The sequence below is a fragment of the Streptomyces sp. SID9727 genome (genome assembly GCF_010550605.1).
Taxonomy (GTDB): Bacteria; Actinomycetota; Actinomycetes; order Streptomycetales; family Streptomycetaceae; genus Streptomyces.
Genome location: NZ_JAAGNI010000403.1, coordinates 39421 through 65173 on the forward strand (window position 1 = coordinate 39421; position 25753 = coordinate 65173).

At 72.1% G+C, this 25753-nt stretch carries 19 protein-coding genes; 7 read left to right on the forward strand and 12 right to left on the reverse strand.

The annotated features are described in order from the left end of the window. From G3I41_RS28440 to G3I41_RS28450, 3 genes are all read right to left on the reverse strand, one after another. Entirely contained in the window at positions 1–600 is a 600-nt protein-coding gene (locus G3I41_RS28440; RefSeq protein WP_164403239.1) for an ATP-binding protein, read from the reverse strand. Then, positions 597–2423, reverse strand: coding sequence for an MFS transporter (locus tag G3I41_RS28445; RefSeq protein WP_164403240.1), 1827 nt, complete (start codon positions 2421–2423; stop codon positions 597–599). The genes G3I41_RS28440 and G3I41_RS28445 overlap by 4 nt, the downstream gene beginning before the upstream one ends. Positions 2424–2621: 198 nt before the next feature. Continuing rightward, positions 2622–5063, reverse strand: a complete 2442-nt coding sequence (locus tag G3I41_RS28450) for a serine hydrolase (RefSeq protein ID WP_164403259.1) — start codon at positions 5061–5063, stop codon at positions 2622–2624. Between the two features lie 193 nt (positions 5064–5256). Between G3I41_RS28450 and G3I41_RS28455 the strand changes: the two genes are divergently transcribed. From G3I41_RS28455 to G3I41_RS28470, 4 genes are all read left to right on the forward strand, one after another. Continuing rightward, positions 5257–5979 carry a GPP34 family phosphoprotein gene (locus tag G3I41_RS28455; protein ID WP_164403241.1) on the forward strand — a complete coding sequence of 241 codons (723 nt, stop codon included), beginning with the start codon at positions 5257–5259 and terminating at the stop codon, positions 5977–5979. Positions 5980–6453: 474 nt separating this feature from the next. Next, entirely contained in the window at positions 6454–7311 is an 858-nt protein-coding gene (locus G3I41_RS28460; RefSeq protein WP_164403242.1) for a helix-turn-helix transcriptional regulator, read from the forward strand. 208 nt (positions 7312–7519) lie between these two features. After that, positions 7520–7720 carry a DUF397 domain-containing protein gene (locus G3I41_RS28465; RefSeq protein ID WP_164403243.1) on the forward strand — a complete coding sequence of 67 codons (201 nt, stop codon included), beginning with the start codon at positions 7520–7522 and terminating at the stop codon, positions 7718–7720. Positions 7721–8163: 443 nt separating this feature from the next. Then, entirely contained in the window at positions 8164–9726 is a 1563-nt protein-coding gene (locus G3I41_RS28470) for a sodium:solute symporter family protein (protein WP_164403244.1), read from the forward strand. A gap of 70 nt (positions 9727–9796) precedes the next feature. On the opposite strand, the gene G3I41_RS28475 is transcribed toward G3I41_RS28470, so the two are convergent. Beyond that, on the reverse strand, positions 9797–10912 hold the full coding sequence (locus G3I41_RS28475) for an ADP-ribosylglycohydrolase family protein (protein WP_164403245.1): 1116 nt from the start codon (positions 10910–10912) through the stop codon (positions 9797–9799). A gap of 159 nt (positions 10913–11071) precedes the next feature. Between G3I41_RS28475 and G3I41_RS28480 the strand changes: the two genes are divergently transcribed. Continuing rightward, entirely contained in the window at positions 11072–11992 is a 921-nt protein-coding gene (locus G3I41_RS28480; protein WP_164403246.1) for an aminoglycoside phosphotransferase family protein, read from the forward strand. A gap of 10 nt (positions 11993–12002) precedes the next feature. On the opposite strand, the gene eccD is transcribed toward G3I41_RS28480, so the two are convergent. Then, a complete protein-coding gene (eccD, locus tag G3I41_RS28485) occupies positions 12003–13472 on the reverse strand; it encodes a type VII secretion integral membrane protein EccD (protein WP_164403247.1) in 1470 nt (489 codons plus the stop codon). Between the two features lie 193 nt (positions 13473–13665). On the opposite strand from eccD, the gene eccCa reads away from it, so the two are divergent. Beyond that, the gene (eccCa, locus tag G3I41_RS28490) at positions 13666–17631 is read left to right on the forward strand and encodes a type VII secretion protein EccCa (RefSeq protein ID WP_164403248.1); all 3966 of its coding nucleotides are present in this window, start codon (positions 13666–13668) and stop codon (positions 17629–17631) included. Here eccCa and G3I41_RS28495 read toward each other — a convergent pair. From G3I41_RS28495 to eccB, 7 genes are all read right to left on the reverse strand, one after another. Beyond that, positions 17628–18917 carry a S8 family serine peptidase gene (locus tag G3I41_RS28495; RefSeq protein WP_203601778.1) on the reverse strand — a complete coding sequence of 430 codons (1290 nt, stop codon included), beginning with the start codon at positions 18915–18917 and terminating at the stop codon, positions 17628–17630. The genes eccCa and G3I41_RS28495 overlap by 4 nt on opposite strands. A gap of 17 nt (positions 18918–18934) precedes the next feature. Next, positions 18935–20380, reverse strand: coding sequence for a hypothetical protein (locus tag G3I41_RS28500; protein ID WP_164403249.1), 1446 nt, complete (start codon positions 20378–20380; stop codon positions 18935–18937). A 33-nt stretch (positions 20381–20413) separates the two neighbouring features. Beyond that, complete coding sequence (locus G3I41_RS28505) at positions 20414–20899, reverse strand: hypothetical protein (protein WP_164403250.1); 486 nt, start codon at positions 20897–20899, stop codon at positions 20414–20416. Positions 20900–20983: 84 nt separating this feature from the next. Next, positions 20984–21265, reverse strand: a complete 282-nt coding sequence (locus G3I41_RS28510) for a WXG100 family type VII secretion target (RefSeq protein WP_164403251.1) — start codon at positions 21263–21265, stop codon at positions 20984–20986. 50 nt (positions 21266–21315) lie between these two features. Beyond that, positions 21316–21672 carry a WXG100 family type VII secretion target gene (locus tag G3I41_RS28515; protein WP_164403252.1) on the reverse strand — a complete coding sequence of 119 codons (357 nt, stop codon included), beginning with the start codon at positions 21670–21672 and terminating at the stop codon, positions 21316–21318. Positions 21673–21828: 156 nt separating this feature from the next. Continuing rightward, entirely contained in the window at positions 21829–22992 is a 1164-nt protein-coding gene (mycP, locus tag G3I41_RS28520) for a type VII secretion-associated serine protease mycosin (protein ID WP_164403253.1), read from the reverse strand. 191 nt (positions 22993–23183) lie between these two features. Further along, entirely contained in the window at positions 23184–24734 is a 1551-nt protein-coding gene (gene eccB / locus G3I41_RS28525; protein WP_164403254.1) for a type VII secretion protein EccB, read from the reverse strand. 143 nt (positions 24735–24877) lie between these two features. Here eccB and eccE point away from each other — a divergent pair. Beyond that, positions 24878–25753, forward strand: an 876-nt coding sequence (gene eccE / locus G3I41_RS28530; RefSeq protein ID WP_203601780.1) for a type VII secretion protein EccE, incomplete at its 3' end; no start/stop codon positions are given.

Consider the following 25753-nt stretch of genomic DNA (forward strand, 5'->3'; position numbering starts at 1 on the left):
TCAGCGCCGCACCTCGACGGTGAGGTGGTCGGGCCAGTCGGTCAGTCCGGTGCCGGCCGCTCCGGCCAGGCCGGCGGCCGGGCGGAAGTGGATCCGGGTGCCCGTGGTGCCGTCGTCCGGGAGCGGGTCCAGGTCCGTCACGGGGACGCCGTGCTCGTAGCGCTGGACCCAGCTGCCATTGGCGCGGCGGTTGGTGTGGGTCAGCAGGTCGCTGAGCGCGGCGACGACGGACATGCCCCGGCGCGGGTGGCCGTCGGGCAGGGACGGGGCGTCGGACGCGTCGAAGAAGCGGAGGTCCTTCGTGGCCATGACCGGCTTCTTCACCGGGCGGCCCGCCGCGTCGAGGCGGGTGTCGGTGCCCCGGCCGTCGTCGGTGACGGAGACCGAGCCGTCCGGGTGCAGCGTGACGACGGCGCGGCCGGTTCCGGTGGCCTCCGCCTCGTCCGCCGCGTAGGCGAGGACTTCCAGGATCAGGTGGCGGACCCCGCCGGGGGCGTACGTCTCCGGGTCCCGGCGGACCGCCTCCAGGTGGGCGTGGTCCACCTCGGCCGCCCAGTCGTGCGTCGTGTTCCGCCAGGAGGCGCGTACGGCGTCCGTCATCGCAGCTCGTCCGGGCACGGCGTCCCCGGCGGGAGCTGGTAGGGGGCGCCCAGGCGGTACGTGCCGGGGCGCGGGGCCAGGAGTTCCGTCCATTCGTCGCCTTCCTCGTCCTCGTCCACCTTGATCAGGCAGCCGTTCTCGTTGACGAACGTCCTCGGGGTGCTCTCGTCCGCCCGCTGTTCGGACGCCTCGGTCTCCTGGGGGCGTTCCACCCCGTTGCCTTCCTCGTCCACGACGGCCAGCCAGCGCGAGTACGGGATGCGGATCAGGACCCGGCCCGCCTTCTTGACGTGGATCGTCAGCTCGCCCTCGCCCGCGCGCTCCACCGTGGCCGGGGGGTCGGCCAGCGGGACCGGGCTGTCCACCTCGAACAGCCGCCAGTCCTCGTTGGACCAGATCAGCTTCAGGTAGGAGAGGCCCTTGCCGACGAGTTCGGCCTCCTTGCGGGCGCCGCTGTAGTCGGGGTCGCCCTGCGGCAGCACCACGTAGTGCACCGCCCAGCGGTCGAGCCACTGCCGGTAGTTGATGGGGTCCAGGGTGTCGTCGTAGAAGAGCGGGTTCCGCTTCATGTCTGCCTGGCGGTTCCAGCCCCGGGCCAGGTTGACGGAGCCCGGGAGCGCGGACGCCTCGCGGTGGCTGCTCGGCGGGACGACCTCGACCCGGCCGCGTTCGGCGCCGACCTTCTGGAGCTGGTTGACCAGGGGGGCCAGCGAGCGGGTCCAGGAGGCGGTGGGGGCGGTCCTGACGATGTCGTCGACGCCCTTGAAGCCGATCCAGGCGTTCAACGAGACGAATGCGATGACCAGCGCGTACCACCGCCGCGAGCGGGGCGCGGTGAACGGCAGCGCGGCCAGCAGGACGATGCCCGCGTACAGCATCGCCATCCGCGAGACGTTGGAGCCGATCTGCGAATCGACGACGTACGTGAGCAGCGTCCCGGTCCCGTACACGGCCGAGGCCGTGCGTACGGTCTTCCAGTCGGACGGTACGAGGAAGAAGACGAGCCACGCGAAGATGAACGGTCCGGACAGGGTCGCGACCGACATCGGCTGGGTGCCGGAGAACGGGAACAGCCAGGCGGACAGCGCGACCACCGCGACCGGTGCGAGGCCCAGCGCGTACGCGCCCGGGCGCCGTTTGTTCAGGAACAGCGCGGCCGCGACGACGCCGAGGAAGAGGCCCGCCACCGGGCTCCCGGCGGTCGCGAGGCCGGCGAGCGGCGCGGCGACGGCCGCCTTCGCCCACCGCTTGTAGCGCCACCGGTGCGGCCAGCAGAACACGGCCGCGGCCGCGCCGACCGCGAACATCATGCCGAGCCCGAACGTCACCCGGCCCGACAGCGCGTTGCACAGGTACGCGAAGACGCCCGCCATCGAGCAGGCCAGCGGATTGCGGACCGCCTTGACCCGGTAAAGGATCAGCGAGGTCAGCCCGGCCGAGACCGTGCCGGCGATCATCATCGTCGTGCGCACGCCGAGCAGGGACATCAGATACGGCGAGACGACGCTGTACGAGACCGGGTGCATGCCCCCGTACCAGGCGAGGTTGTACGCCGTGCCGGGGTGCCGGCCGACGAACTCGGCCCAGGCGTCCTGGGCCGCGATGTCGCCGCCGCTGTTGGCGAAGAAGAAGAACCACAGGATGTGGGCGACCGCGGCGACCGCGGTCGTCAGCAGGACCGGGTGGCGCAGGACGCGCTGCTTCAGCCCGTCGAACCGGCCGGGCGCCCGAGGGGTCCCCTGGCCGTCGCTGCGGCGCTTCGCCTGCGCGGGGTCCGTGGCGCCGGTGTCGGCGTCCGCCCGTGTCGGCTCGGCAGTGGTCACTGCGTCTCTCCCCGTCCCATCCCGGAAGCCTGGTTCCGGCCGGCTCTCCCGCTCGGGTCTCATGGGGCGAAAGACGCGCTCCGGGGTCCGCGCGTTGCCCCCCGGGACGCTAACACGCGGCGCGTTCCGGCGTTCGGAACGGGCGGGCGGCCCGGAGGGGGGTGCGGGGCGCCGTGGGGGCGCCCCGCACCGCGGCCGTCAGCCGACGCGGGTCAGCTTCTGGCCGAACGTCGGGTCGGACAGGTCCTGCTGGAGGGCGACGGGCGCGCTGACCTTGCCGGTGCCGCTGCCCACGGTCACCACACCCACCTCGGTGCCCGCCTTCATGCTGCGGGAGATCTTCTTGCCGTTGCCCTCGACGGACAGCTCCACCTTCAGACCCGGCCAGCCCTTCGCCTTCAGGTCGGCGGTGGCGACCAGCGGTGTGCGGCCGCCGAAGCCGTCGTCCACGTAGCCGACGACGTCGCCCTTGTGGACCACCTTGGCGGAGGTCACGGCGGCCTGGGCGCCCTCGATCAGCTTGAGGCTGTTGTCCAGCGACATCACGAGGCTGTCGTACGGCTGGCCCGTTCCCGCCTGCTGGCCCATGACCGCGCCGTAGATCCACAGCTTCTTGCCGTCCACCACGGTGTTGGCGGACCAGATCAGGTTGCCGCCGGCCGGAGTGGACGAACCCGTCTTGATCCCGCTCACCCCGGGCTTCAGCAGGAGGGTGTTGTTGTTGTAGATCATCGTGTCGACGCCGTCGATCTTGATCTGCGGGGTGTCGACGATCTCGCGGAACACCTCGTTCTTCATGACGGCGCGCGCCAGCTTGAGCTGGTCGGCGGCGGTGGAGACGGTCGTCTTCTTCAGACCGCTCGGGTCCGTGTACGTGGTGCGGGTCATACCGAGCTTCTTCGCCTCGTCGTTCATCTTCTCGACGAAGGCGGCCTCGGAGGAGGAGTCCCAGCGGGCGAAGAGGCGGGCCGCGTTGTTGCCGGAGGGAATCATCAGCAGTTGCAGCAGCTGCTTCTCGGTGAACTGCTGTCCCTTGCTGATCGGCGCGGTGGACTCGTCCTCGGCCTTGGACTCGTCCTCGGCCTGCTGGTCCACCGTGATCTTCTCGCCCTCGTCCTTGCCCGAGAGCGGGTGGCCCTGGAGGACCACGTACGCCGTCATGATCTTGGCGACGCTCGCGATCGGCGCGGGCTTCTGCGCCCCGGACGAACCGAGCGAGCCGACGCCGTCCACGGTGACGGCCGACTGTCCCTGCGACGGCCAGTCGAGTTTCAGCTCGCCGCCGCCGAAGGTGTACGTCTCCTTCGCGGTCATCGCGAGCGACGGGTCCGGCAGCGGACGCACCATCTGCACGATCGCAAACACGAGGAGCAGGAGGAGGACGAGCGGTGTCCAGATCTTGACCCTGCGCACCGCCGTGCGGACCGGGGTCTCCGGCGGCGGCGGGGTGTTCGTCAGCTCGGCGAGCAGGTCGAGCGGCGGCTTCGGCGGCATCGGCTGCTGCCGGGTCCGCTCAGCGCCGCTCAGGGCGGCGGGGGCGGGGACGCCGGACGCCGGCGCGGGGCTCTCGGGCCTGCGCGGCGCGGGCGTCGGCGCCGCGCGTACGTCGTCGGAGCGCAGCGGCACGAACTGGCTGGTGCGCTCGGTGAGCGACTCGGTCTCGGCGGCGACGGGCTCCCCCGACGGCGACCGCTTGATCTTCAGCGCGGTGGTCGGCTGGTCGACCTTGGGCAGGCGGGGAGCCTTGAAGACGGCGGTGGGCTGGTCGACGGGGGGCTCGTCGGCGGGCTTTTTCCCACCGGAGGCGTCGTCGTCGGCCGGCTCGGCGGCGGCCGACTCGGCGGCTTCGGCTGCTGCCGCGACCGCCGGCTTGTCGGCGGCCGGCTTGTTGTCGGCCGGCTTGTTGTCGGCCGGACTCTCCGCCTCGGCGGCGGGCTCGGGCTCCGGCTCCGCGGCGGTGGCGGGCTCCGGCTTCTTGCCGGTCCCCGGCTTCTCCTCCGGCTCCTCCTCGCGGGAGCGGGGTACGCGGGGCTCCTCGTCCGGGGCGTCGGCCTCGTCGGTGCCCTTCTCGCCCTCGTCGGCCGTCGACACCCAGGCGGCCACCGCCGCCCGGAGGCGCGCGTCGCCCTCCCCGGGCCCGGCAGCCTCCGCGGCCTCCCCGGCCTCGGGGGCGTCCGTGGCCGCCTCCGGGGCGTCCGTAGCGGTCCCCGGGGCGTCCGTGGCCGCCTCCGGGCCGTCCGCGGTCTCCTCCGGGCTCTCCGGGGCGGTCTCCGGGGCCTCAGCGGCCTTCGGAGCGCTCTCGGCGGCCTCCGGGGCCGCCCCCGCGTCCTCGTCCGGGCCGGCGTCGGGCTCTCCGGCGGCATCGGCGGACGCCGGCTCCTCCGCCGTACCGGCGTCCGAACCGGAGTCCGAACCGGCGTCCGTACCGGAGTCCGCACGGGCGGCCGAGCCGGCCCCCGTGACCGAATCCGCGCCGGCAGCCGAGCCCGAGCCGGCGTCCGTAGCGGAGTCCGCACCGGCCTCCGGTACGGAATCCCCGCCGGTCCGTTCACGGAAGACGTCGAGCCGCGGATCGCGCTCGTTCCGAGTCGTTCCCGACGACTGCTGCTGCTCCGACTTGTCGGGGGACTCGCCCGCCACCGATGCCTCCTCCATGCGGCGCGGGGAACCCCCGCGCTGTCCGAACCATCTACCAGTGTCCCGTGTGAACCCTTGGCCGGGCTGCTAGACGAGAACGACATAGCTACTGGTTCCCGTACAAAGCAACCAGGCACCCTCGACAGAGGGATGTGAGAGGGGTCACCCTGTCATTCATCCACGCGGGGAGGCATGGATGGGCAGGAGCCGCAGAACAATTCCGGAGGAGCTTCTGCTGCTCGCTCTGGACCCGACCACGGGTACCACAGCGCAGCCGCAGTCGCTCGACCTCGGCCTCGCCGGAGCCCAGCTAGTGGAGCTGGCCCTGGCAGGACGGATAGCCCCAGACGGGGATCGTATCGCCGTGGTGATGCCACGGCCGACAGGAGATCCGACCCTGGACTCCGCACTGGAACTGCTGCGCAGGCGCGGCAGTCCGGTCCGGGCGGTCCACTGGATCGGCGGACCCCGGCTGGGGCTCCGCCAGATTTACCTCGCTCATCTGGAGCGGTGCGGCATGGTGCATGCCGTCGCGGGCCAGATGTGCGGAGTGCTGCCGACGACTCGCTACCAGGCGACGGACACGGCGATCAGCCGGGACATCAGGGCCAGGCTGGACAGTGCGATCCGCACCGGTGTACCGCCGGACCCGCGGACCGCGGCGCTCGCCGCACTGGCCCACGCGGTCGGACTCGGCAAGCACCTGTACCCCGGGAACGAGGGGCGTTCATCGCGCTCCCGGCTCCGGGACCTGATCAGGCACGACCCGATGGGCGGTCTCGTCGCGCACGCCGTGATGGACGTGCAGAACGGGGCGGTCGCACAGCCGCGCCGCGCTCAGGCGGCCGGTGTTCCGTTGCAACCGCAAGTACCGTCGCCGTCACGGCGCGGCAGCATGGCGCAGACCGCGGCCCACTAGGGCGCGTTTCGAAAGTAGCGCCGTCCGCCCGTAGGGCGGGTCCGGCGGCGTCTGGTGCGTGCGACCGCAAGGCGGAGGGTCGCCCCGATACTGGTTGTATCGGGGTGATCCCGACAACGCGGCGAGCGTGCGTGCCAGGCGTCGCCGGACAGGCGGGACTTTCGAAACACGCCCTAGGGGGCGTCCTGTCGGTCGGGGCCGGACCCGGCCGTGACCGGCAAGGCACCCCCTGGGGACCGCCGCCGCACCACGGAGCTTCACCGTCACCACCCGTACCACCACGCCAACAACCGAAGATCGCCGCACCGTTGTCAGCCAGACCCGGTCCGGGAGCCGCACGAGGCGCGGGGCAGTCGGTATCACCGACTGCCCCGCGCCGCTGTGTGTGGCCGTTTCCCAGCGCGGCCGGGCCCGGGGGTGGCAATCTGCTCAGCAGTAGATACGCACAGCTACATAGCCGGAGGTGCCGTTTCCGTGCCGTCCAACGTCAATCCCACCGTCAGGCGACGCCGGTTGGGACAGGAATTGCGCCGACTGCGCGAGGTCAAGGGAATGACCGCCGAGGAGGTGGCGGACCGGCTGCTGGTGTCGCAGTCGAAGATCAGCCGCCTGGAGAACGGCCGCCGCTCCATCAGCCAGCGCGACGTCCGCGATCTCTGCGGAGTGTACGAGGTCGAGGACCGCCGCCTGGTCGACTCGTTGATGCAGATGGCCAAGGACTCCCGCCAGCAGGGCTGGTGGCACGCGTTCGGGGACATCCCCTACAGCGTGTACATCGGCCTGGAGACCGACGCGGCGTCCCTGCGGGTGTACGAGTCGCTGATCGTCCCCGGCCTGCTGCAGACGCGGGAGTACGCGCAGGCGGCGATCGAGGGGATGTGGCCGGAGGCCACGCCCACCGAGATCGACAAGCGCATCCAGATCCGCATAAAGCGTCAGGACCGCCTGACCGATCCGGTCGAACCGCTGCGGTTCTGGGCCGTGATCGACGAGGCCGTGCTGCGCCGCGTCGTGGGCAGTCCGCAGGTGATGGCGGACCAGTTGAGGCACCTGGCGGAGCTGAGCCAGCTGCCCCACGTGACGCTCCAGGTCCTGCCGTACACCGTCGGGGCGCACCCGGGGATGTACGGGAGTTACACGATCCTCGAATTCCAGGAGGACATGGACGCGAGCGTCGTCTATCTCGAAGGCATCACCAGCGACCTGTATCTGGAAAAGGCGCCCGACGTCCAGAGTTATGCCGTGATGTACGAACACCTGCGCGCGAAGGCGCTGAGTGCCGAGCAGTCCCGCGCGTACATTCTCCGGGCGGCGGAGAACTGCGGAGCGTGACGAATTCCGCGTCCGCCACGGTTACTTCCGGGGCGGCGCGGAAGGTACACCTCCGCCAGGTCGTGCCGGAAGACCACCAAGGCGTAAGTCATCCGAACGAGTGAACGCCGCCGACGCTCGATGATGTTGCGGCGTAGCGTCCTCACCAGTCGCTGGGCGCAGCGGCTGGGCGCACCGCCCAACGACCGGCACAACCATCGGAGTCATTATGGCGATTCGGCAGAACGCACTGACGGAGTGGACCAAGTCCTCCTATTCCGCGAATGGGAATTGTGTGGAGGTCAAGGCGGCGGAGGGGCACGCCCTGCTGGTCCGCGACTCGAAGAGCGTGGCCAGCGGAGTCCTGGACTTCTCCGCGAAGACCTGGTCGGCGTTCGTCCTGGACGTCACGCGCACCGCCGGCTTCTGACACCGCGCGACCCGGCCGCGCACTCGCGCCGCGGCCCGCACCAGGCCCTCTCGACCGGCCCGCCGTCCTGGCCGAGAGGGCTTTCGCCGTTTCCGGGCTGGACTCTCTGGCAGTTCCCCTCCTTCTCGACCGCACGGGACCCGCATCCCGTGCGGTCTTCTTCGTGCTCCCCTTCCGGCTTCCCTGCGCTCACAGCCTGGCGAAGCGCCCGCTCATCGTGTGGCCGTCGTCACGTTCACGACAACGCTTTCGTAAGTCAAGAACGAGTAAAATCGTTCCTCTTGCTGATCTGTGTTCACATCTGTGACCGAAAGAATCCTTGACCGGGGTATCGGACAGGAGGTTCAATCCCCGAAGTCCCCGCTCCCGCACGGGGCACCGCTGAGCGGCCGTACTGGCGAAGTGCGCACCCCGTTCACAAGGCGGACCCCGGGAGGGGACATATGAACAGTCTCGACTGGGTCGTGCTCATCGGCTACTTCGGCGTGATGATCGCGATCGGGCTCTGGTCCCACAAGCGTGTCGACAACGTCAGCGACTTCTTCACCGCGGGCGGCAGGATGCCCTGGTGGCTGTCCGGCATCTCGCACCACATGTCGGGGTACAGCGCCGTGATGTTCACGGGCTACGCCGGCATCGCGTACCAGTACGGCGTCACCTCGTTCGTCACCTGGTCGCTGCCGATCGCGATCGGCATCGGCATCGGCGCGAAGCTCTTCGCGCCCCGGCTCAACCGGCTGCGTTCGCGGCTGTACGTGGCGTCCCCGCTCGAATACCTCAAGAACCGCTACAACGTGCCGACCCAGCAGGCGCTGGCCTGGTCCGGACTGCTGCTGAAGATCGTGGACGTGGGCGCCAAGTGGGCCGCCATCGCCACGCTGTTGTCCGTCTTCACCGGGATCACCCTCACCCAGGGCATCTTCATCACCGGCCTCATCACGGCCGTCTACTGCACGGTCGGCGGTCTGTGGGCCGACGCGCTCACCGAACTGGGCCAGTTCGTCATCCAGTTGTTCGCCGGGCTCGCGATGCTCGTCACCGCGATGCACGAGCTGGACGGCTTCAGCACCCTGTGGACGGTTTGGGACAAGCTGCCCGAGGGGCACGCGGACCCGACGGCCGGCCCGTACACCGTGACGTTCCTGCTGGCGTACCTGTTCATCAAGACCTTCGAGTACAACGGCGGCATGTGGAACCAGGCCCAGCGCTACATGGCCACGGACTCCGCCGCCTCCGCGACCCGTTCGGCGCGGCTCTCGGCCATCCTGTGGCTGGTGTGGCCGACGGTCCTCTTCTTCCCGATGTGGTGCGCCCCGCTGCTGGTGGACGCGCAGAAGCCGGACGCCTCCGACAGCTACGCGCTGATGACCGAACAGCTGCTGCCGCACGGGCTGCTGGGCCTGGTCGTCGTCGGGTTCTTCTCGCACACCATGGCCATGTGCTCCTCCGACGCCAACGCGATCGCGGCCGTCTTCACCCGGGACATCGCCCCGGTCTTCTCCAAGGCCGCCCGCGAGTGGAGCGGCCGGGCCGGGCTGCTCGCGGCGCGGCTGTCCACGCTGGGCTTCCTCGGGCTGTCCATGGCGCTGGCGACGCAGATCAACTCGCCGACGTTCAAGGACATCATCTCGGTCGTCATCAAGTGGGTCGCCGGGCTGATGGGCCCGATCGCGATCCCGTTCATGCTGGGGCTGCTGCGCCGCTTCCGGAAGTCGGGGCCGACGGCGGCGCTCGTCAGCTGGGCGGCGGGGCTGCTGGCGTTCTACTTCACCAACTACGACCTGGACGGCTCGGTGAAGGAAGGGGTGGCGCTCCAGTACCAGGTGGCGCTGCCGCTGGCGATCTCGCTGGTGCTGTACGTGGTGATCGGCTTCGTACGCCCGGAGGACACCCCGGAACGCGACGCGCTGATCGAGCGGATCAACACGGACGGCGACGGCCGGGCGGCGGTGCCCGCCCAGGCCGGCCCGGGCGAGGCGGCGGTGACCGAGGGGGCGAAGGAGTAGCCCCGCCGCCCCCGCCGCCTCCGGTGACCCCGCCGCCCCCGCCACCTCCGGTGCCCCCGCTACCCGCCCGTCAGCCGCGCGGGTAGCGGGCCAGCCAGCCCGGGGCGGCGCCGGCCGGGCTGTGCAGGGCGGGCCCCTGGGTCATCTCCATGGCGAAGTCGTCGGCGAGTTCGAGGAGGGTGGCCCGCCCCTCCAGCTCGGCGAGCCAGGCCGGGGGCAGCGCGGTCTCCCCGTGCATCGCGCCCAGCATCGCCCCGCACAGCGCCCCGGTCGCGGCGGACGGCCCCCCGTGGTTCACCGCCAGCCGCAGCCCGTGCCGCACGTCCTCCCCGACGAGCGCGCAGTACACCGCGACCGCCAGCACCTCCTCGGCCGAGTCCGTGACGCCCAGGGACTCGATGAGCGCGGGCCCCGGGATGCCCTGGCGTACGGCGCCGAGGGCGCGGCGCAGCGCCTCGGTGACGGGTTCGTGGCCCGGGTGGTCCGCGAGCAGCCCCAGCGCGTGCTGCACGGAGCCGTCCAGGGTCCCGCCGCGCGCGAGACCGTGCACGACGACCGCGAAGGCACCGGCGGAGAGCAGGGCGGTGGGGTGGCCGTGGGTGTGCGCGGCGCACTCGACGGCGAGCTGGAACACGAGTTGCGCCTCCCAGCCGACGAGCAGCCCGAAGGGCGCGGACCGGGTCAGCGCGGCGGCGTCGTGGGCGGCGGGGTACTTGGGCCGGTCCAGGGTGCCCATGATGTCGTCGCCGAAACCGCCCAGGCATTCCCGGGTGGGGTCACGGCGGGTGTAGAGCCATTCCTGCCCGGCGAGCCAGCCGTTGTCCGCGCGGCGCTCGTCGGGCCCCCAGTCGTGCTGGGTCGCGGCCCAGCGCAGGTGGGCCCGGTGCACGTCGGTGGGCGGGTGCCAGGCGCCGGTGTCGCGGCGGACCTGGGCGCGGATCAGCCCGTCGACGGTGAACAGGGTGAGCTGGGTGGCCGCGGTGACCGTGCCGCGCGCGCCGTGGGCGGGGACGAAACCGGTGACGGCGTCGGGACCGTGGGCGGCGCGGATCTCCTCCAGGGTGAGGGGGCCGACACCGGCGCCGAGCGCGTCCCCGAGGGCACCGCCGAGGAGGGTGCCGCGTACCCGGCTGCGGAAGTCCTGCTGCTCGGACCGCCCCCAGACGGCCAACATCCCTGTGCTCACCGCGCCACTCCCGTATGCCGTGGTTTCGTTCCCCTGTGCGACTGTGCGGTAACTGCGCAGCACTGTAATCGAACAGGTGCAGGGACCAAGGGCTTTGTACGGCTCCGAGGCGCATCGAATTCCGTTGCGGCGGGCGGGTCCGGGGGTGATGATCGCCCGATGTCCTCTTCCCTCCCCCACGCACATCCCGACGGCCGCGCGGGCATCGACGCCGCGCTCGTGGAGCGGCTGATCGCCGCGCAGTTCCCGCAGTGGAGCGGCCTGCCCGTGGTCCCCGTCGAGATCGACGGCTGGGACAACCGCACGTACCGCCTCGGCGACGCCATGACGGTCCGGCTGCCCACCGCCGCGGGCTACGTCCCCGCCGTGGAGAAGGAGCACGTCTGGCTGCCGCGCCTGGCCCCCTCGCTGCCGGTCCCGGTCCCCCCGGTCCTCGCCCTGGGCGCGCCCGGCGAGGGCTACCCGTTCCCCTGGTCGGTGCGGCGCTGGCTCCCCGGCGAGACGGCGGCACGCGGGCACATCGCGGACCTGTCCGGCTTCGCGGCCTCCGTGGGCGCGTTTCTGGGCGCCCTCCGGCGCTGCGATCCGACCGGCGGCCCGGCGGCGGGCGAGCACAGCTGGTACCGGGGCACCCCGCCCGCGCACTACGACGCGCAGACCCGGCGCTGCCTGGCCGCCCTGGCGGACCGCGTGGACCCGGACCGGGCGCGGGCGGTCTGGGAGGCGGCCCTCGCCGCCGAGTGGCACGGGGACCCGGTGTGGTTCCACGGCGACATCGCGTCCGGCAACCTCCTGGTCCAGGGCGGCGAACTGGCCGCCGTCATCGACTTCGGCACCTCCGGCGTGGGCGACCCGGCCTGCGACCTGGTGATCGCCTGGACCCTGTTCGACGGTGAGAGCCGCGAGGCGTTCCGGGAGGCGGCCGCTCAGGACCCCGGGACCTGGGCGCGGGCCCGGGGCTGGGCGCTGTGGAAGGCGCTGCTGAACCTGGCGCAGGACGCGGGCGAGGACCCGGCGCGGGCGGCCGTCGAGCTCCGGGTGGTCGAGGCGGTGCTGGGGGAGCACGACGGGCGGGGGTGAGCCCGGGCGGTCAGCCGGTCATGGAGCGCGCCGCGGAGTACAGGTCGAGGACGGCCAGGCAGAGGGGGACGAGGGCGAGGAGCAGCAGGGTCTCGGACAGGTCGGAGAGGCGGCCCCAGAACGGGGAGAGGCCCTTGCGGGGGACGATCAGCGCGATCCCGGTCAGGAGGGCGGCGCCCCCCGCGACAGCCGCGGCGAGCCACAGCGTACGGATGTCGAGCGGGCCGTGGTCGTGCTCGGTCAGGAGCTCGGCGACGGCGCCGGCCGGAGGGTTGAGGGACAGCCCGAGCACCAGCAGGCCGAGCGCGGCGATGCCCGCGCCGAGCACGGCGGCGACCTGGGCGGTGTAGCGGAAGAGCCGGGCGCGGAGCAGCATCGCGAGACCGGCGGTCAGTGCGAGGGCCTGCCCCCAGGCGTCGGAGGAGAAGCCGAGGACGGCGGCCGAGGCGACCACGACCACGCTGCATCCGCCGACGAGGCCGAGCAGCAGTTCGTGGCCGCGCCGGGCCTGAGCGGCGATGCGTTCGGCGTCGACGGGTTCGGCGTCCCCGAGGCCGGGGTCCCGGTCGAGGTCGGCGTCCGTCGTGGGGTGCGGGGCCGCGTAGCCGATGGGCAGCTGGGCGACCCGGGCGGAGAGACCGGGCAGGAAGGCGAGGGCGCCGATCGCGACGACCGCGCAGACGGCGGCCGTGTCGCGGGGCCGGGCCTCCGTGACGATCGACAGGTACGTGGCGAGGGTCCCGACGGCCGAGGCGAGGACGAACGCCACGAACGGGGCGTCGCCCGCGGGCGTCGCGACGACGAGCCCGGCGGAGACCACGAGCACCGCGGCGCAGCCCAGCATGAACTGGAGGCGCCCGGTCCCGGTGCCCGGGTCGAGGGCGAGGAGCCCGGACCCGGCGATCATGACGTGCGGCAGGGCCGCGAGGCCGAGCGCGACCGCGGAGGCCCGGTCGGCGTAACGCCGGGCACGAACCCCGGCGAGCACGGCGAGCAGCAGGCCGACGGCGGCGGAGACGACGCCCGGGAGCCCGTGCATGTCGTGCCGGACCGGATCGGCGGACCAGAGCAGGAAGCCCATCAGGACGAGCAGCAGCGCGCCGCCGAAGAGGCCCGCCGCGCCCAGGAGTTCGTCGCCCCACAGCGCGCGGTCCTTGCGGACGGCGGAGGCGACCGCGTCGGCGACGTCGTCGAAGACGGCGGGCGGGAGCGATTCGGTGAAGGGCCGCAGCCGCAGCACGTCCCCGTCCAGCACCCGCTGGGCGCCCAGGGTGTGCGAGGCGTCGAGCACGGTGTTGTCACGGCGGGTCAGGTGGTAGCCGGGCGGGGCGCCCGGGGGCGTCTCCTGGCCGGTCAGCCGCAGGATCTCCGGCAGCAGGTCGGCGACCGTGACGTCGTCCGGCAGCGCCACGTCGATACGGCTGTCCGGCGCCACGACCGTGATACGGCAGAAGCCGGTGCTTGTCAGGGTCGAACTCACCCGCGTGGTCCCCTCGTTCGCTGATCGGCGCTCCCGGACCGGGTCCGCGGAGCACTGCCGTACGCCCACGGGACGTCACCCTATCGAGGTCCCTCCATGCCTACATTAGGATGATCGGCGCGCGGAGGTAGGCCGCTGCCACGGGGGTGCCGGCCCACAGGGCTCCGAGCCGCACTGAGGGGCTGATTCGCCGGTGTCCCAGATCGTCGTCAAACGCCCGCCCCGCACGATGCCACCCACGACTTCGGCCGAAGAACTGCGGGTCGAGCCTCCTCCGGAGCTGCCGCGCGGGCAGCAGGAGGGCATGGCGATGCAGCTCCTGCCGATGCTCGGCATGGGCTCGTCGGTGGTGTTCTTCTTCATGCCGGGCTCGCACCCGTTCATGAAGATCATGGGCGTCATGATGCTGCTGTCCACCGCGGCCATGGCCATCGCCCAGGTGGTGCGCCATCGCAAGGGCACCCAGGGCCAGTCCGCCGAGGGGCGCCGCGACTACCTGAAGTACCTCGCTCAGACCCGGCGCAAGGTGCGCCGCACCGCGCGCGCCCAGCGCGAGGCGCAGTTCTATCTGCACCCGGACCCCGACCAGTTGTGGTCGCTGGTGGACGGGGAACGGCTCTGGGAACGCCGGATCGCCGACGACGACTTCGGGCAGGTCCGCGTCGGCCTGGGCCCGCAGCAGCTGTGGACCCCGCTCGTCGCGCCCACCACGGCACCGGTGGAGGAGCTGGAGCCGCTGTCGGCCGGCGCCATGCACCGGTTCCTGGCCACGCACGGTTCGCTGGAACGGCTGCCCATGGCGGTGTCCCTGCGCGCCTTCTACCACGTGGTGGCCTCCGGCGACCCGGCGTCGGTACGCGGCTCGGCCCGCGCGATGGTCGCCGGACTGGCCGCGCTGCACTCCCCGGACGACCTGGTGGTCGCGGTCGTCGCCGCCCCGGACGTCACGGACCAGTGGGACTGGACGAAGTGGCTGCCGCACACCCAGGTCGCCGGCGCGTACGACGGGGCCGGCACCAAGCGGATGTTCAGCGACGACCTGGCCGAGGTCGAGGAGCTGCTCCGCCCCGCCCTGGACGGCCGCTCGCGCTTCAACCGCGAGGCCACACCGCTCCTGGACCAGCCCCATGTCGTCCTCGTCCTGGACGGCGGCGTCGTCCCGCAGGACTCACTGTTCGCCTCGGCGGAAGGGCTCCAGGGGGTCACCGTCCTGGAGATCGTCCCGGAGGAGCTGGAGGAACCGCGCGGCGGGCTGCACATCGCGGTGCGGCCGGGCAGGCTGCGGCTGGAATCGGCCGGCGCCACCTACCACGGCACGCCCGACCAGCTGCCGGTGGAGGTCGCGGAGGCGCTGGGCCGCCGGCTGGCCCCGTTCCGGATGGGCAGCGGCGCGGACGACGACGAACCGCTTCTGGCCAACCTGGACTTCACGGACCTGCTGTCCATCGGCGACCCCGCCGCGGTCGACACCGCCACGGTGTGGCGGCCCCGCTCGGCGGCCGACCGGCTGCGGGTCCCGATCGGGGTCGGCGAGGACGGCTCCCCGGTCATGCTCGACCTCAAGGAGGCCGCGCAGGAGGGCATGGGGCCGCACGGGCTGTGCGTGGGCGCGACCGGCTCCGGCAAGTCCGAACTGCTGCGCACCCTGGTGCTGGGCCTCGCGGTCACCCACTCGTCGGAGACCCTGAACTTCGTCCTGGCGGACTTCAAGGGCGGCGCCACCTTCTCCGGGATGGCGGACCTCCCGCACGTCGCCGCGGTCATCACCAACCTGGCGGACGACCTCACCCTGGTCGACCGCATGCGGGACTCCATCACGGGTGAACTCCAGCGGCGCCAGGAGCTTCTGCGGGCGGCGGGCAACTACGCGAACCTCACCGATTACGAGAAGGCGCGCGCCGCCGGGGCCGCCCTCGAACCGCTGGCCTCACTGGTCCTGGTGATCGACGAGTTCAGTGAACTGCTGTCCGCCAAGCCCGACTTCATCGACATGTTCATCCAGATCGGCCGCATCGGCCGGTCGTTGGGCGTGCATCTGCTGCTGGCCTCGCAGCGTCTGGAGGAGGGGCGGCTGCGCGGACTGGACACCTACCTCTCGTACCGGATCGGTCTGCGGACGTTCTCCGCCGCCGAGTCCCGCACCGCCCTGGGGGTGCCCGACGCCTACCACCTGCCGTCGGTGCCCGGTTCCGGGTTCCTGAAGTTCGGCACGGAGGGGATGACCCGCTTCAAGGCGGCGTACGTGTCGGGGGCCTACCGGCCCGGGTCCGCGCCGGTCACCGGAGACGGGCCCGCCATGGACCGCCGCCCGGCCCTCTTCACCGCCGCCCCGGTCGCGGTCCACTACCCGGAGCCCGAGCCGGACGTCTCCCTCGCCCCCGGCCGGGCGACGCCCGACGCGCTGGCGGACACCGTCCTCGACGTCATCGCCGGCCGCCTGGAGGGGCAGGGGCCCCAGGCCCACCAGGTGTGGCTGCCGCCGCTCACCGAGGCACCCTCGCTCGACCGGCTGCTGCCTCCGCGCGCGGTCACGCCCGAACGCGGGCTGCACTCCCCCGCATACGCGCGGAACGGCGCCCTGGTCGTCCCGTTCGGCCTGGTGGACAAGCCGTTCGAGCAGCGCCGCGACACCCTGGTCCGCGACTTCTCCGGCGCCGCGGGACACATGCTGGTCGTGGGCGGTCCCCGCTCCGGGAAATCGACGCTCCTGCGGTCCCTCATCGGCGCCTTCGCCCTCACCCACACCCCGTATGAAGTGCAGTTCTACGGACTGGACTTCGGCGGCGGTGGCATGTCCGCCATCGGGGACCTGCCGCACGTCGGCGGGGTCGCCTCCCGGCTCGACCCGGAGAAGGTCCGCCGTACGGTCGCCGAGGTCGCCGGCATCCTCAGCCGGCGCGAGGCGTTCTTCCGGGACAACAACATCGACTCGATCACCACGTACCGCCGGCTGCGCGCGGCCGGACGGCTGCCGGACGAGGCGTGGGGCGACGTCTTCCTGGTCATCGACGGCTGGCAGTCCTTCAAGACGGACTACGAGTTCCTGGAGCCCGTCGTCGCCGACATCGGCGCCCGGGGCCTCGGCCTCGGCATCCATCTGGTCGTCACCGTCTCCCGCTACATGGAGATGCGCGCCGCGCTCAGGGACCAGCTGCTCAGCCGCCTGGAGCTGCGCCTCGGCGACCCGACCGACTCCGAACTGGACCGCAAGGTCGCCAAGAACGTCCCGGTCGGCACCCCGGGCCGCGGCCTCACGGCGGAGAAACTGCACTTCATGGGCGCCCTGCCGCGCACCGACGACTCGGCGGGCGGGGGCGGCGACGACCTGTCCGAGGCGACCGCCGCGTTCGTCCGCGAGGTCACCGACGGCTGGCCGGGACCGCACGCCCCGGCGGTCCGGATGCTGCCCCGGACGCTGGCCGCCCGGGACCTGCCGTCCGGGCCCGCCGACTCCGCCCGGCGCGGTGTCGCGATCGGCATCGACGAGATGAACCTCGCACCGGTGTACGTCGACTTCGACACCGACCCGCTGTTCGCGGTGTTCGGCGAGTCGGAGTCCGGGAAGACGGCCCTGCTACGGCTGCTGATCAAGCAGATCACCGCCCGCTACACCCCGCAGGAGGCGCTGATCTGCGTCGGGGACTACCGGCGCAGCCTGCTGGAGTGCGTGCCGGAGCCGTACCTCGTCGGCTACGCGACGGCACAGAGCACCTTCGAGTCGTACCTGGGCGACATGAACACCCTGATCACCAGCCGCATCCCCGGGCCGGACGTGACCCCGCAGCAGCTGCGCACCCGCAGCTGGTGGCGCGGGCCCCGGGCGTTCATCGTCGTGGACGACTACGACCTGGTCGCCACGTCCTCCGGCAACCCGCTGGCCCAGCTGGTGGACAACCTGCCGTTCGCCCGGGACACCGGCGTGAACTTCATCATCGCCCGCAGCAGCGCGGGCGCCGGCCGCTCCTCGTACGAGCCGTTCATCCAGCGCTTCAAGGAGTTGGGCGCCCAGGGCGTCGTCCTGTCCGGCCACCCCGGCGAGGGCGAGCTCCTCGGCAACGTGAAGGCCCGCCCGCTGCCGCCCGGACGCGGCCTGTTCGTCACCCGCCGGGGCGCGTCGGCCCTGGTCCAGACGGGGTGGCTTGAGCCGGAGACGGACTAGGGCTCGTGGGGGTGGTGGACGTTGTACGCGGTGACTGCCGGCGAGCGCTGGGCCTTGTTCCTCCGGCGCACCAGAAACACCGCGCCGGCGGCCACCACGGCGGCCGTGGCCGCGCCGGTGACGATCCAGCCGGTCGGGCTCCCGTCGCCCCGGCCGGCCTCGTCCGTCGCCACCTGGGTGGCCGCCGGTGCCGGCTGCTTCGACGCCCTCGCGGAGGGGCTGGGCGCGGAGGGGGACGGGGAGGCAGCCTCGTGGGCCGCCACCAGGGGGTTCACGTCGGCGGGGCCCGGGGCGCCGGGGTCGCCTAGGACGGCGACCCGGGGGCGGACGGTGCCGTAGCCGAGATAGCGGCTGGGAAGGACGGCCTTGTCGGGCCTGCCCGCGGTGTTCATGAGGACCCGCAGCACCTGATTGCCGGTCCAGTCCGGGTGCAGCGACCAGACGAGGGCGGCGGAGGCGGAGGCGATGGCGGTGGCCTGGCTGGTGCCCCAGCTGCTGCAATAGCCCGTCTCGCCGTCGACGCAGCGGATCGGAATGTCGATACCCGGTGCGGCGAGGACCACTTGGGGGCCGGACACCGAGAACTTCGTCACCGTCCCGGTCTTGTCGGTGGCGCCGACGCCCACGACGCCGAGGGTGGCGGCGGGGTAGCCGACGTCGTTGCCCACTTCGCCGGTGTTCCCGGTGCCCGCCAGAAGCAGCTTCCCGCGCCCGATCGCGTAGTCCACGGCCTGCTGGATCGATTCCCGCTCCTGCTCATCGACCATGTAGGCACCGAAGGCCAAGGACATGCTGATGATCTGCGCGTCGCTGTCGGCGGCATACCGGATGGCTTCCACGAGCGCCGGAATGCTGTTGGTGCCGGACTCCTTCGACGAACCGAAGACGGTCAGCGGGAGGATGCGCGCGCCCGGCGCGAGCCCTTTCACGCCTTGGCCGTTCACGCCATTGCCCGTGATCAGCATCGCCATCGCGGTTCCGTGCCCGTTCCTGTCCTTGTGCGCGCCGCGCTCGGGCTCCATGAAGTTCCTGCCCCTGAGCACCTTCCCGGTCAGTTCCGGCACGGTGGGAATGACCCCGGTGTCGAGCAGGGCGACGGTGATCCCCTTGCCGGTGCTGGCCTTCCACATCTCCGGTGCCTGCATGCGGTCCAGGTACCACTGGCGGTCGCGCATGGTGTCCGCCTGGGCCGCCGGGGCGACGACGCCGCCCAGGAGGAGCAGGGCCCCCAGCGCCGACACCACCGCCGACGCCCGCCCACGCCGTCGCGAGACCGTTGACCTCATGCCACCCACCCGAGCTTCTAGTCGATCACGGGCGGGACCACACCGTCCCCCGTGGCCCAGGTCTCCTCGTCCTCGGTGAGGTAGTCCGGGGATGCGCCGCCGTCCCGTCTCGGGCGCCGACGCGCGGTCTGGGCGCCGCCCATGGGGCCCATCGCACCCATGCCCGCCCCCCTCACCAGACCGGTGCCGCCAGGGGTGAACTCCCGTGCCGCTCCTGTGCCGCGAGGCGTGCCCACCGTACCGCCCGGCTCGGTGACCAGGCGCCGCGAGGCTCCGGCGCCGACGCCGCGCCCCATGGGTGAGCCGACCGGTCCGACGCCGTGACCGCCCATCATCCCGCGGCCGGTCACCGGCGTCTCGCTACCGATCACCGTCCCACGCGGCCCGCCGGCGACGGGGCCGGTCACGGGCCGGGCGGGCGTTCCGCCGTGGATGGCCGGGTCTGCCCGGGGCACGGCCGGCGGCCGGACGCTCGGGGCACCACCCCTGCCCACGGGCGGGACCGGGGTCACGCGTGGGCCCCTGGGGCCGAACGGGCCCGTCGGCGAGGGCAGCGCCACAGGCGGAATCGGGGTCGGTCCACCGCCCCCGCTCACCGGCAGCGACGGGGGCCCGCCGGTGGGCGGAGTCACCGTGCTCGGCGTGGCCTGCGGCATCGTCACCGTGTCGATGTTCGTACCCGTGGTGTCCAGGGGCGCGGGTGTCGCGGTGACTGCTTGCGGAGTGGATACCGCGTGCGGAGTGGTGGCGGGCACGCTGGTGACGGGCGACGTGGTGCCGTCGACGGGCTGTGCGGTGACCGGCTGTTGTGCGGTCACCGCGACACCGGTGTTCACCGCGCCGAAGTCCGGGGGCGTGCCACCGGTGTTCGGGGCCGGAGAGCCGTAGCGCTCCTGTCCGCCGCCAACCGGCATCTCCGGCAGCGCAGCATCCGGCAACGGCTTGAACTGCGGCTCCTCCTGCGCGGATATCGTCTCCAGCGCCATCATGTAGTAGGAGGCGAGCTTGTTCATCTGCGGAATCGCCTCGTTCCGCGCCTTCTCCACGGCCTCCAGCCGGGCCTTCTCCTTCGCCACGTCCGCGTAGCACTCGGAGGTGACGTCCGAGTGGCCTTGCAGCGCCGTGCTCACCTCGCTCAGAGCCTGGCCCGCCGTCTGCAGCGAGGAGCCCGCGGCTCCGGCGTAGTCGGCCAGTTTCAGCGTTTCCTTGGCGAAGTCGTCACCCCACTCCCGGAAGGCGTCGCCGCCCTTGCCCTTCCACGTGGTGCGGCTCACGTGCGCCTTGAGCTCGGTGCCGATCTTCTCGATCTCGGTCTGCGCGTCGATCAGCGCCGTGCCGCTGCCCATGATCGACGCGGGGTCCGCCCCGCGGATCAGGCTCAGCATGGCCTCAAGGGGCATGTTCTCGAAGTCGGTGGTGGCGTGGTGTCCGTTCAGCGGCGGCAGCTTGCCCTGGTCACCCATGGATGTCCCCCCTCCCCGGTTCAGATCGCGTGACTAGTAGCTGTTCCGCTCACCGGACGCCCACCCGCCCTTGGCCGGATCGCCCTTCGGCGCCCCGGTGTGGGTATCGGCATCCGGCCCGGCATCCGGCCCCTTGTAGCCGTCTTCGAGGCGCTTCTGGATCGCACGCAGGCGGTTCGCGTACTCCTGATCGACGTCCTCGTAGTCCCGATCGGCGAGATCGACGGTGATGCCCATCGCCTCCAACTGCTCACCGAGCGTCCTGGAGAGCTCCGTCAGGCGCAGATGCACCAGCGCATAGGTGGTGGACAGCGCCATGGCCTCCACGAACCGCGTGCCGTACGCCGCCGCGGCGACCTTCTGCTCGGTGATCCGCCCGTGCGCCGCCGACGACCCGTCGAGCGTCATGAGCAACCGGTCCACCCGGGACTTGAAGCTCTTCAGCGACTCGCCCGGCGCGTCCAGGTCGGGTGCGCCCGGTTCGTACAGCGGTGGATCGTCCGGTAGACGAGATCCCATGCCAGCACCCCCCTCAAGTGCCGTGGTGCCGCCGCCCGCGGGTGCGGGAGACGGACCCCCCGCCCCGCACCCGCAGGCCGCCGGTCAGCCGTGGAAACGCCGCGACTGGGCGAGGTCGTTCGCGTGGTAGCCCTCGGTCGCTTCCAGGAGCTTGTTCGCGATCGTCATCAGCGTCTCGTGCATGTGGTTGACCTTGAGGTCCCAGCCGCTGTGGCGGTCGTAGAACGCCCGCTGGGTCTCACCGTCCCAGGTCGCGACGACGGCCTTGACCTTGCCGTCCAGCGTTTCGAGCTGGGTCTTGATGGTGTCGGCGGCGGACCTGACCTGGTTGGACGCCTCGACGACGCCGGCGTACGTGATCTCCATGAACAGTCTCCTGAGCGGATGCGGAAGGCGAACGGGGTGGCGCGGACGGGCTACGAGACCTGGAACCGGTCCAGGATTCCGTTGCTGCCCAGGTGGTCGACGCCGCCGATGCCCTTGAAGCTGTTGAGCCGCTCGACCTCCTCGGCGTCGAAGCCGTCGCGGCTCATCCGGACCGCTTCCCGCGTGAAGTCCAGAAGTTCCTTCAGGCTGCGCACGTCCAGGTTGACCTGCGTCTGGAGACCGTTGTACGCGTTGGCGGCGACGCCCTTCCAGTGGCCTTCGACCGAGTCGATGACCCCGTTGAGAGCGGTGATCCTGCCTTCGAGCGTGTCGTGCATATAGCCGAGTTCGATGATGAGCCTGTCGATCTCTTCGGCTGAGATCTTGAACTTGTCCTTGTCTCCCACTGCGCGTCTTCCCCCCTGCAAGGAATGGTGCGGACTTCCGGACCACCGACTACCGCGTCTGGATCAGACCGCATTTTTGCGTTTGTCACCTTAGCTGCAAAGGCAAACGATGCCAACACGCTTTAAGACAAACGGAGTTGTTGGGTATTCACCTATTCACCGCTGGGGCGCGCCCTGCCGGTCCCGGTCCCGGTCCCGGTCCCGCACCAGGACCGCCACACCCGCGATCACCGCGGCGAGGAGCCCCGTGGCCGCCAGGACGTACGTGGAGATCCGGGTCATCCGCTCCTGCCTGGTCTCCCCGAGCTGGAGCGCCACCGGCTCCGGCCCCACCGGCCCGTCCGCGACCGCGCGGTCCGGGGTGGGCGCGTTCACCGGGTGCTCGTCGTCGTTGAGGGCGCGCACCGGGTCCACCACCCCCCAGCCGACGAACTCGTCCCGCCCGTTCACCGCGCGCGAGGCGGTCTGCTCGATCTGGGCCACCACCTGGGCCTGTTTCCAGTCCGGGTGCTTGGCCCGGATGAGCGCGGCCACCCCCGCCACGTACGGCGCCGAGAAGCTGGTGCCGTTGTCCACGCACTGGCCGCCCCTGGGGACGGTGGACACCATGTCGACGCCCGGTGCCGCGACCCCGACGAAGTCACCGGTCTGCGAGAACGGCGCCCGCTCGTCGTTGCGGTCCGAGGCCGCCACCGCCAGGACCCCCGGGTACGCCGCCGGATAGGTGGCCTTGACCTGCGCGGCGAGCCCGTCGTTGCCGGCCGAGGCCACCACGACGATGTCGTTCTTCAGCGCCTCGCGCACCGCCAGCGCCAGGTCCGAGTCGGCGCGCAGGGGCCGCGCCGTGTCCTGCGAGATGTTGATGACCCGGGCGTGCTCCTTGATGGCGTGGCGGATGGCGGCGGCCATCGTCGCGGCGGTGCCGGTGCCCTGGTCGTCGTTCTGCCGGACGGGGATGATCGTCGCCTCCGGGGCCAGGCCGACGAACCCGGTGCCCGTGCGCGGGCGGGCGGCGATGATGCCCGCGACCTTGGTGCCGTGGCCGACCGTGTCCAGCGTGCCGTCCCCGCCGCCCTTCTTTCCCTTGCCCTTGGCCGTGCCCTTGGTCTTGCCCTTGGCCGGCGAGCCGTCCGGGTTCCGCACCGGGAGCAGGTCGGCGCCGGCGCCCCGGTCGACGGCGGTCCTCAGCTGCGGGTTGGTCACGTCCACCCCGGTGTCGATCACCGCGACCCGGACGCCCTTGCCCTTGGTGTCCTGCCAGAGCTGATCGAAGACGATCCGCTGGAGCGACCAGGGGCGGCCCCGGATCTGCCTCGGCATCGGGAAAGTGCACTCGCCGCTGCCCTCGGCGCCCGTTTGCGGAACGGAATCCGCCGCTTTTGCGGGCACCGCCGAGAACACCGGAAGACCGATGCCCGCCGCACACGTCAGAAGCAGGAAGACGGCCGGGGGGACGGCCGCGGAACGGAATGCGTTACGTGTGATCATTTCGCGCTCCTCTTCCGTCCGGCTCAGGAACTCTGCGGCTGCTTGGCGCTGTTCGTGTCGAGGCGTGGCCCCTTGGGCAGCAGGTTTGACCAGTCCTCCGGCACCGGCAGCGGCTTCACGTTCTGGTAACCCAGCCTGATCTGCGCCTGGTTGGCCTCGGCAGCCCGCTCCTCGGGCGTTTCCGGGCTCGCGGTCGCGCCGATCTCCGAGGGGTCGGCGCTGCTGTCGTTGTTGCTCTGCACGGCGTACCGCAGCCCCGTGTCCGTCACCAGGAAGACCGAGCCGGTGCCGGGCGAGGCCCCGCTGAACTGCCGGTACAGCATGCCGCTGCCCGGGGTGACGTACGCGCTGGTGGCGCCGTCCAAGAAGCTCACCGGATAGCCGGGACCGGCCCAGGTGGTGAGTGCGGGCACGCCCTTGGCGTCGACCCCGTGCAGCACGTTGCAGACGGTCCCCTTCCGGGCGTCGGTGTCGTTGGCCTGGGCGGGGACGCTTCCGGGCCAGCCCTTCTCCTCGTAGAACCCGTCGGGCGACGAGGTGAAGGACTGCGGGGCCACCTCGGCGGGCCGCGCCTTCTGGCCGAGCACCTCCGCCTCCGGGCTCGTCAGCAGCAGCCGGGCCACCAGCTCCGAGACCGGTGACACGGCGCCCGGCAGGACGACGTAGTGCTGCATTCCGGTGCCGGCGACGGCCTTGAGCACCATGCCCACCCGGTTCAGGCGGGGCTCCAGGCCGTCGATACCGGCCGGGTCGCCCGCCGTGCCGGGGAGCTTCGGGAAGTCGACGGCCGACCCGGGGTGCAGGGTGCCGAGCCAGTCCTTCGTGACCTTCTGGGGACGGGCCCCCTCGCTGAACAGGGCGCGCCGCAGCACTTCGTCGCGGGCCGAGGGCTTGCCGCCCCCGGTGGTCCCGATCGCGTGCCGGGTGCCGTCCGCGTCCACCAGGTACCGGGTGCCGTCGCCGCCGGCCGCCTCGACGTACAGGGCCTGTCCGTCGTGCAGGCGCCGCTTGCCGCCGACCTTGCCGGCCTCCCGGTCGGCGAGCAGGAACACCGCCTTCTGCACGGTGTCCCCGGAGCCGGCGCCCGGCTGCTCGCAGACCGCCCACAGCTTGCTGCTGCCCGCCTCGGCCGCGTCGGGCAGCCGGTCGGGCGCGTACGGTATGCCGAGCATCGGGCCCCGTTGCAGCGTGCCGCTGTCGAGCTCGGAGTCGGGGACCTGCATGACGGAGGACTTGTCGGGGTCCAGGAGCAGTTTGGCCGACGCGAAGTTCAGCACCGGGTGCAGGCGCTTGACGCCCTTGGTCTCCAGCACCACGTAGCGGGTGGTCGAATCGCCGCCGACGATGACGTGCGCGCCCGGGTCGGCCCAGCCGCCGGGGACCTTGGGCTTGAAGATGCCCCAGGCGCCGAAGCCGGCCAGCAGCAGGGCGCCGATCACCACGCCCGGCAGCACGGCCCGCAGCGGGCGCGGCGCGGACTCGTCCGTTCCGGCCGCCGAGGGTTGCAGAAAGGCGGCGACCAGTCTCTTCTTCGCGAAGGTGTAGGCGTTGAGTTCGTCCCGCCGTGATGCCATCTGCCCTGCTTCTCCCCGTGGTCGGACGCGCCGCGAACCGCCCCCACTATGCCCGCCGCCGCCCGGGCGGCGGGCCCGGGGGCGATAGCGTGGGCCCGGGTTCCACACACCAAGTGCCGTGACACGAGGGGACTTACCGGGGGATGAGCAGCACGACGACCGCAGTGGCGAGGGTGCGGCCACGGCCCGGACGGATCGGCGGGGTGCGGCTGCACCAGCTGGTGCTGGTGGAGATCGCCGGCGCGCTGATGCTGACCGCGTGGGTGACGGACCGGGTCCTGCTGGTGCCGGCGGGCCTGGTCGCGGCGGTGCTGGTGCTGTCGGCAGTCCTGCGGTGGCGGGGGCGTCCGGCGCTGGACCGGATCACGGCCGCCCTGGCCCTGCGGGCCCGGCTGCGGGCGGCGCGGCGGCCCCTGCCGGCCGGGGCCGAGGAGACCGACCCCGTCCTGGCTCCGGTCCTCGAATGCGAGGGCGCGCTGCGCACGTACACCTACACCGACCGGCAGCGCGGGCGCGGCGTCGGCATGGTGGGCGACGGTACGTTCCTGACGGCGGTGCTCCTCGTGCAGCCGCGCGACACCCCGCTGCGGGCGGGCCGGGACACGCGGCCGCTCAATCTGGGCCTGCTGCGCGAGGCACTGGACGCGGACGGCATCCGCCTGGAGTCCGTCCAGGTCGTGCAGCACACCCAGCCCGCGCCCGGTCCGCACCTGCCGGACCACGCCGTCGCCGCGCGCTCGTACGGGCCGCTCCAGGCGCAGACCGGCACCCCTGCGGTCCGGTTGACGTGGCTCGCCCTGAAGCTGGACCCGAAGCTGTGCCCGGAGGCCGTGCGGGCGCGGGGCGGCGGGCTCGGCGGGGCGCAGCGTTCGCTGCTGCGGGCGGCGGACCAGCTGGCGAGCCGGCTGACGGCGGACGGCTTCGACGCCCGCATCCTGACCGAGGCAGAGGTCACGTCCGCCCTCGCCACCTCCGCCGGGGTGAACGCGCAGGCCGGCGCGGGCGCGGTCCGGCCGGAC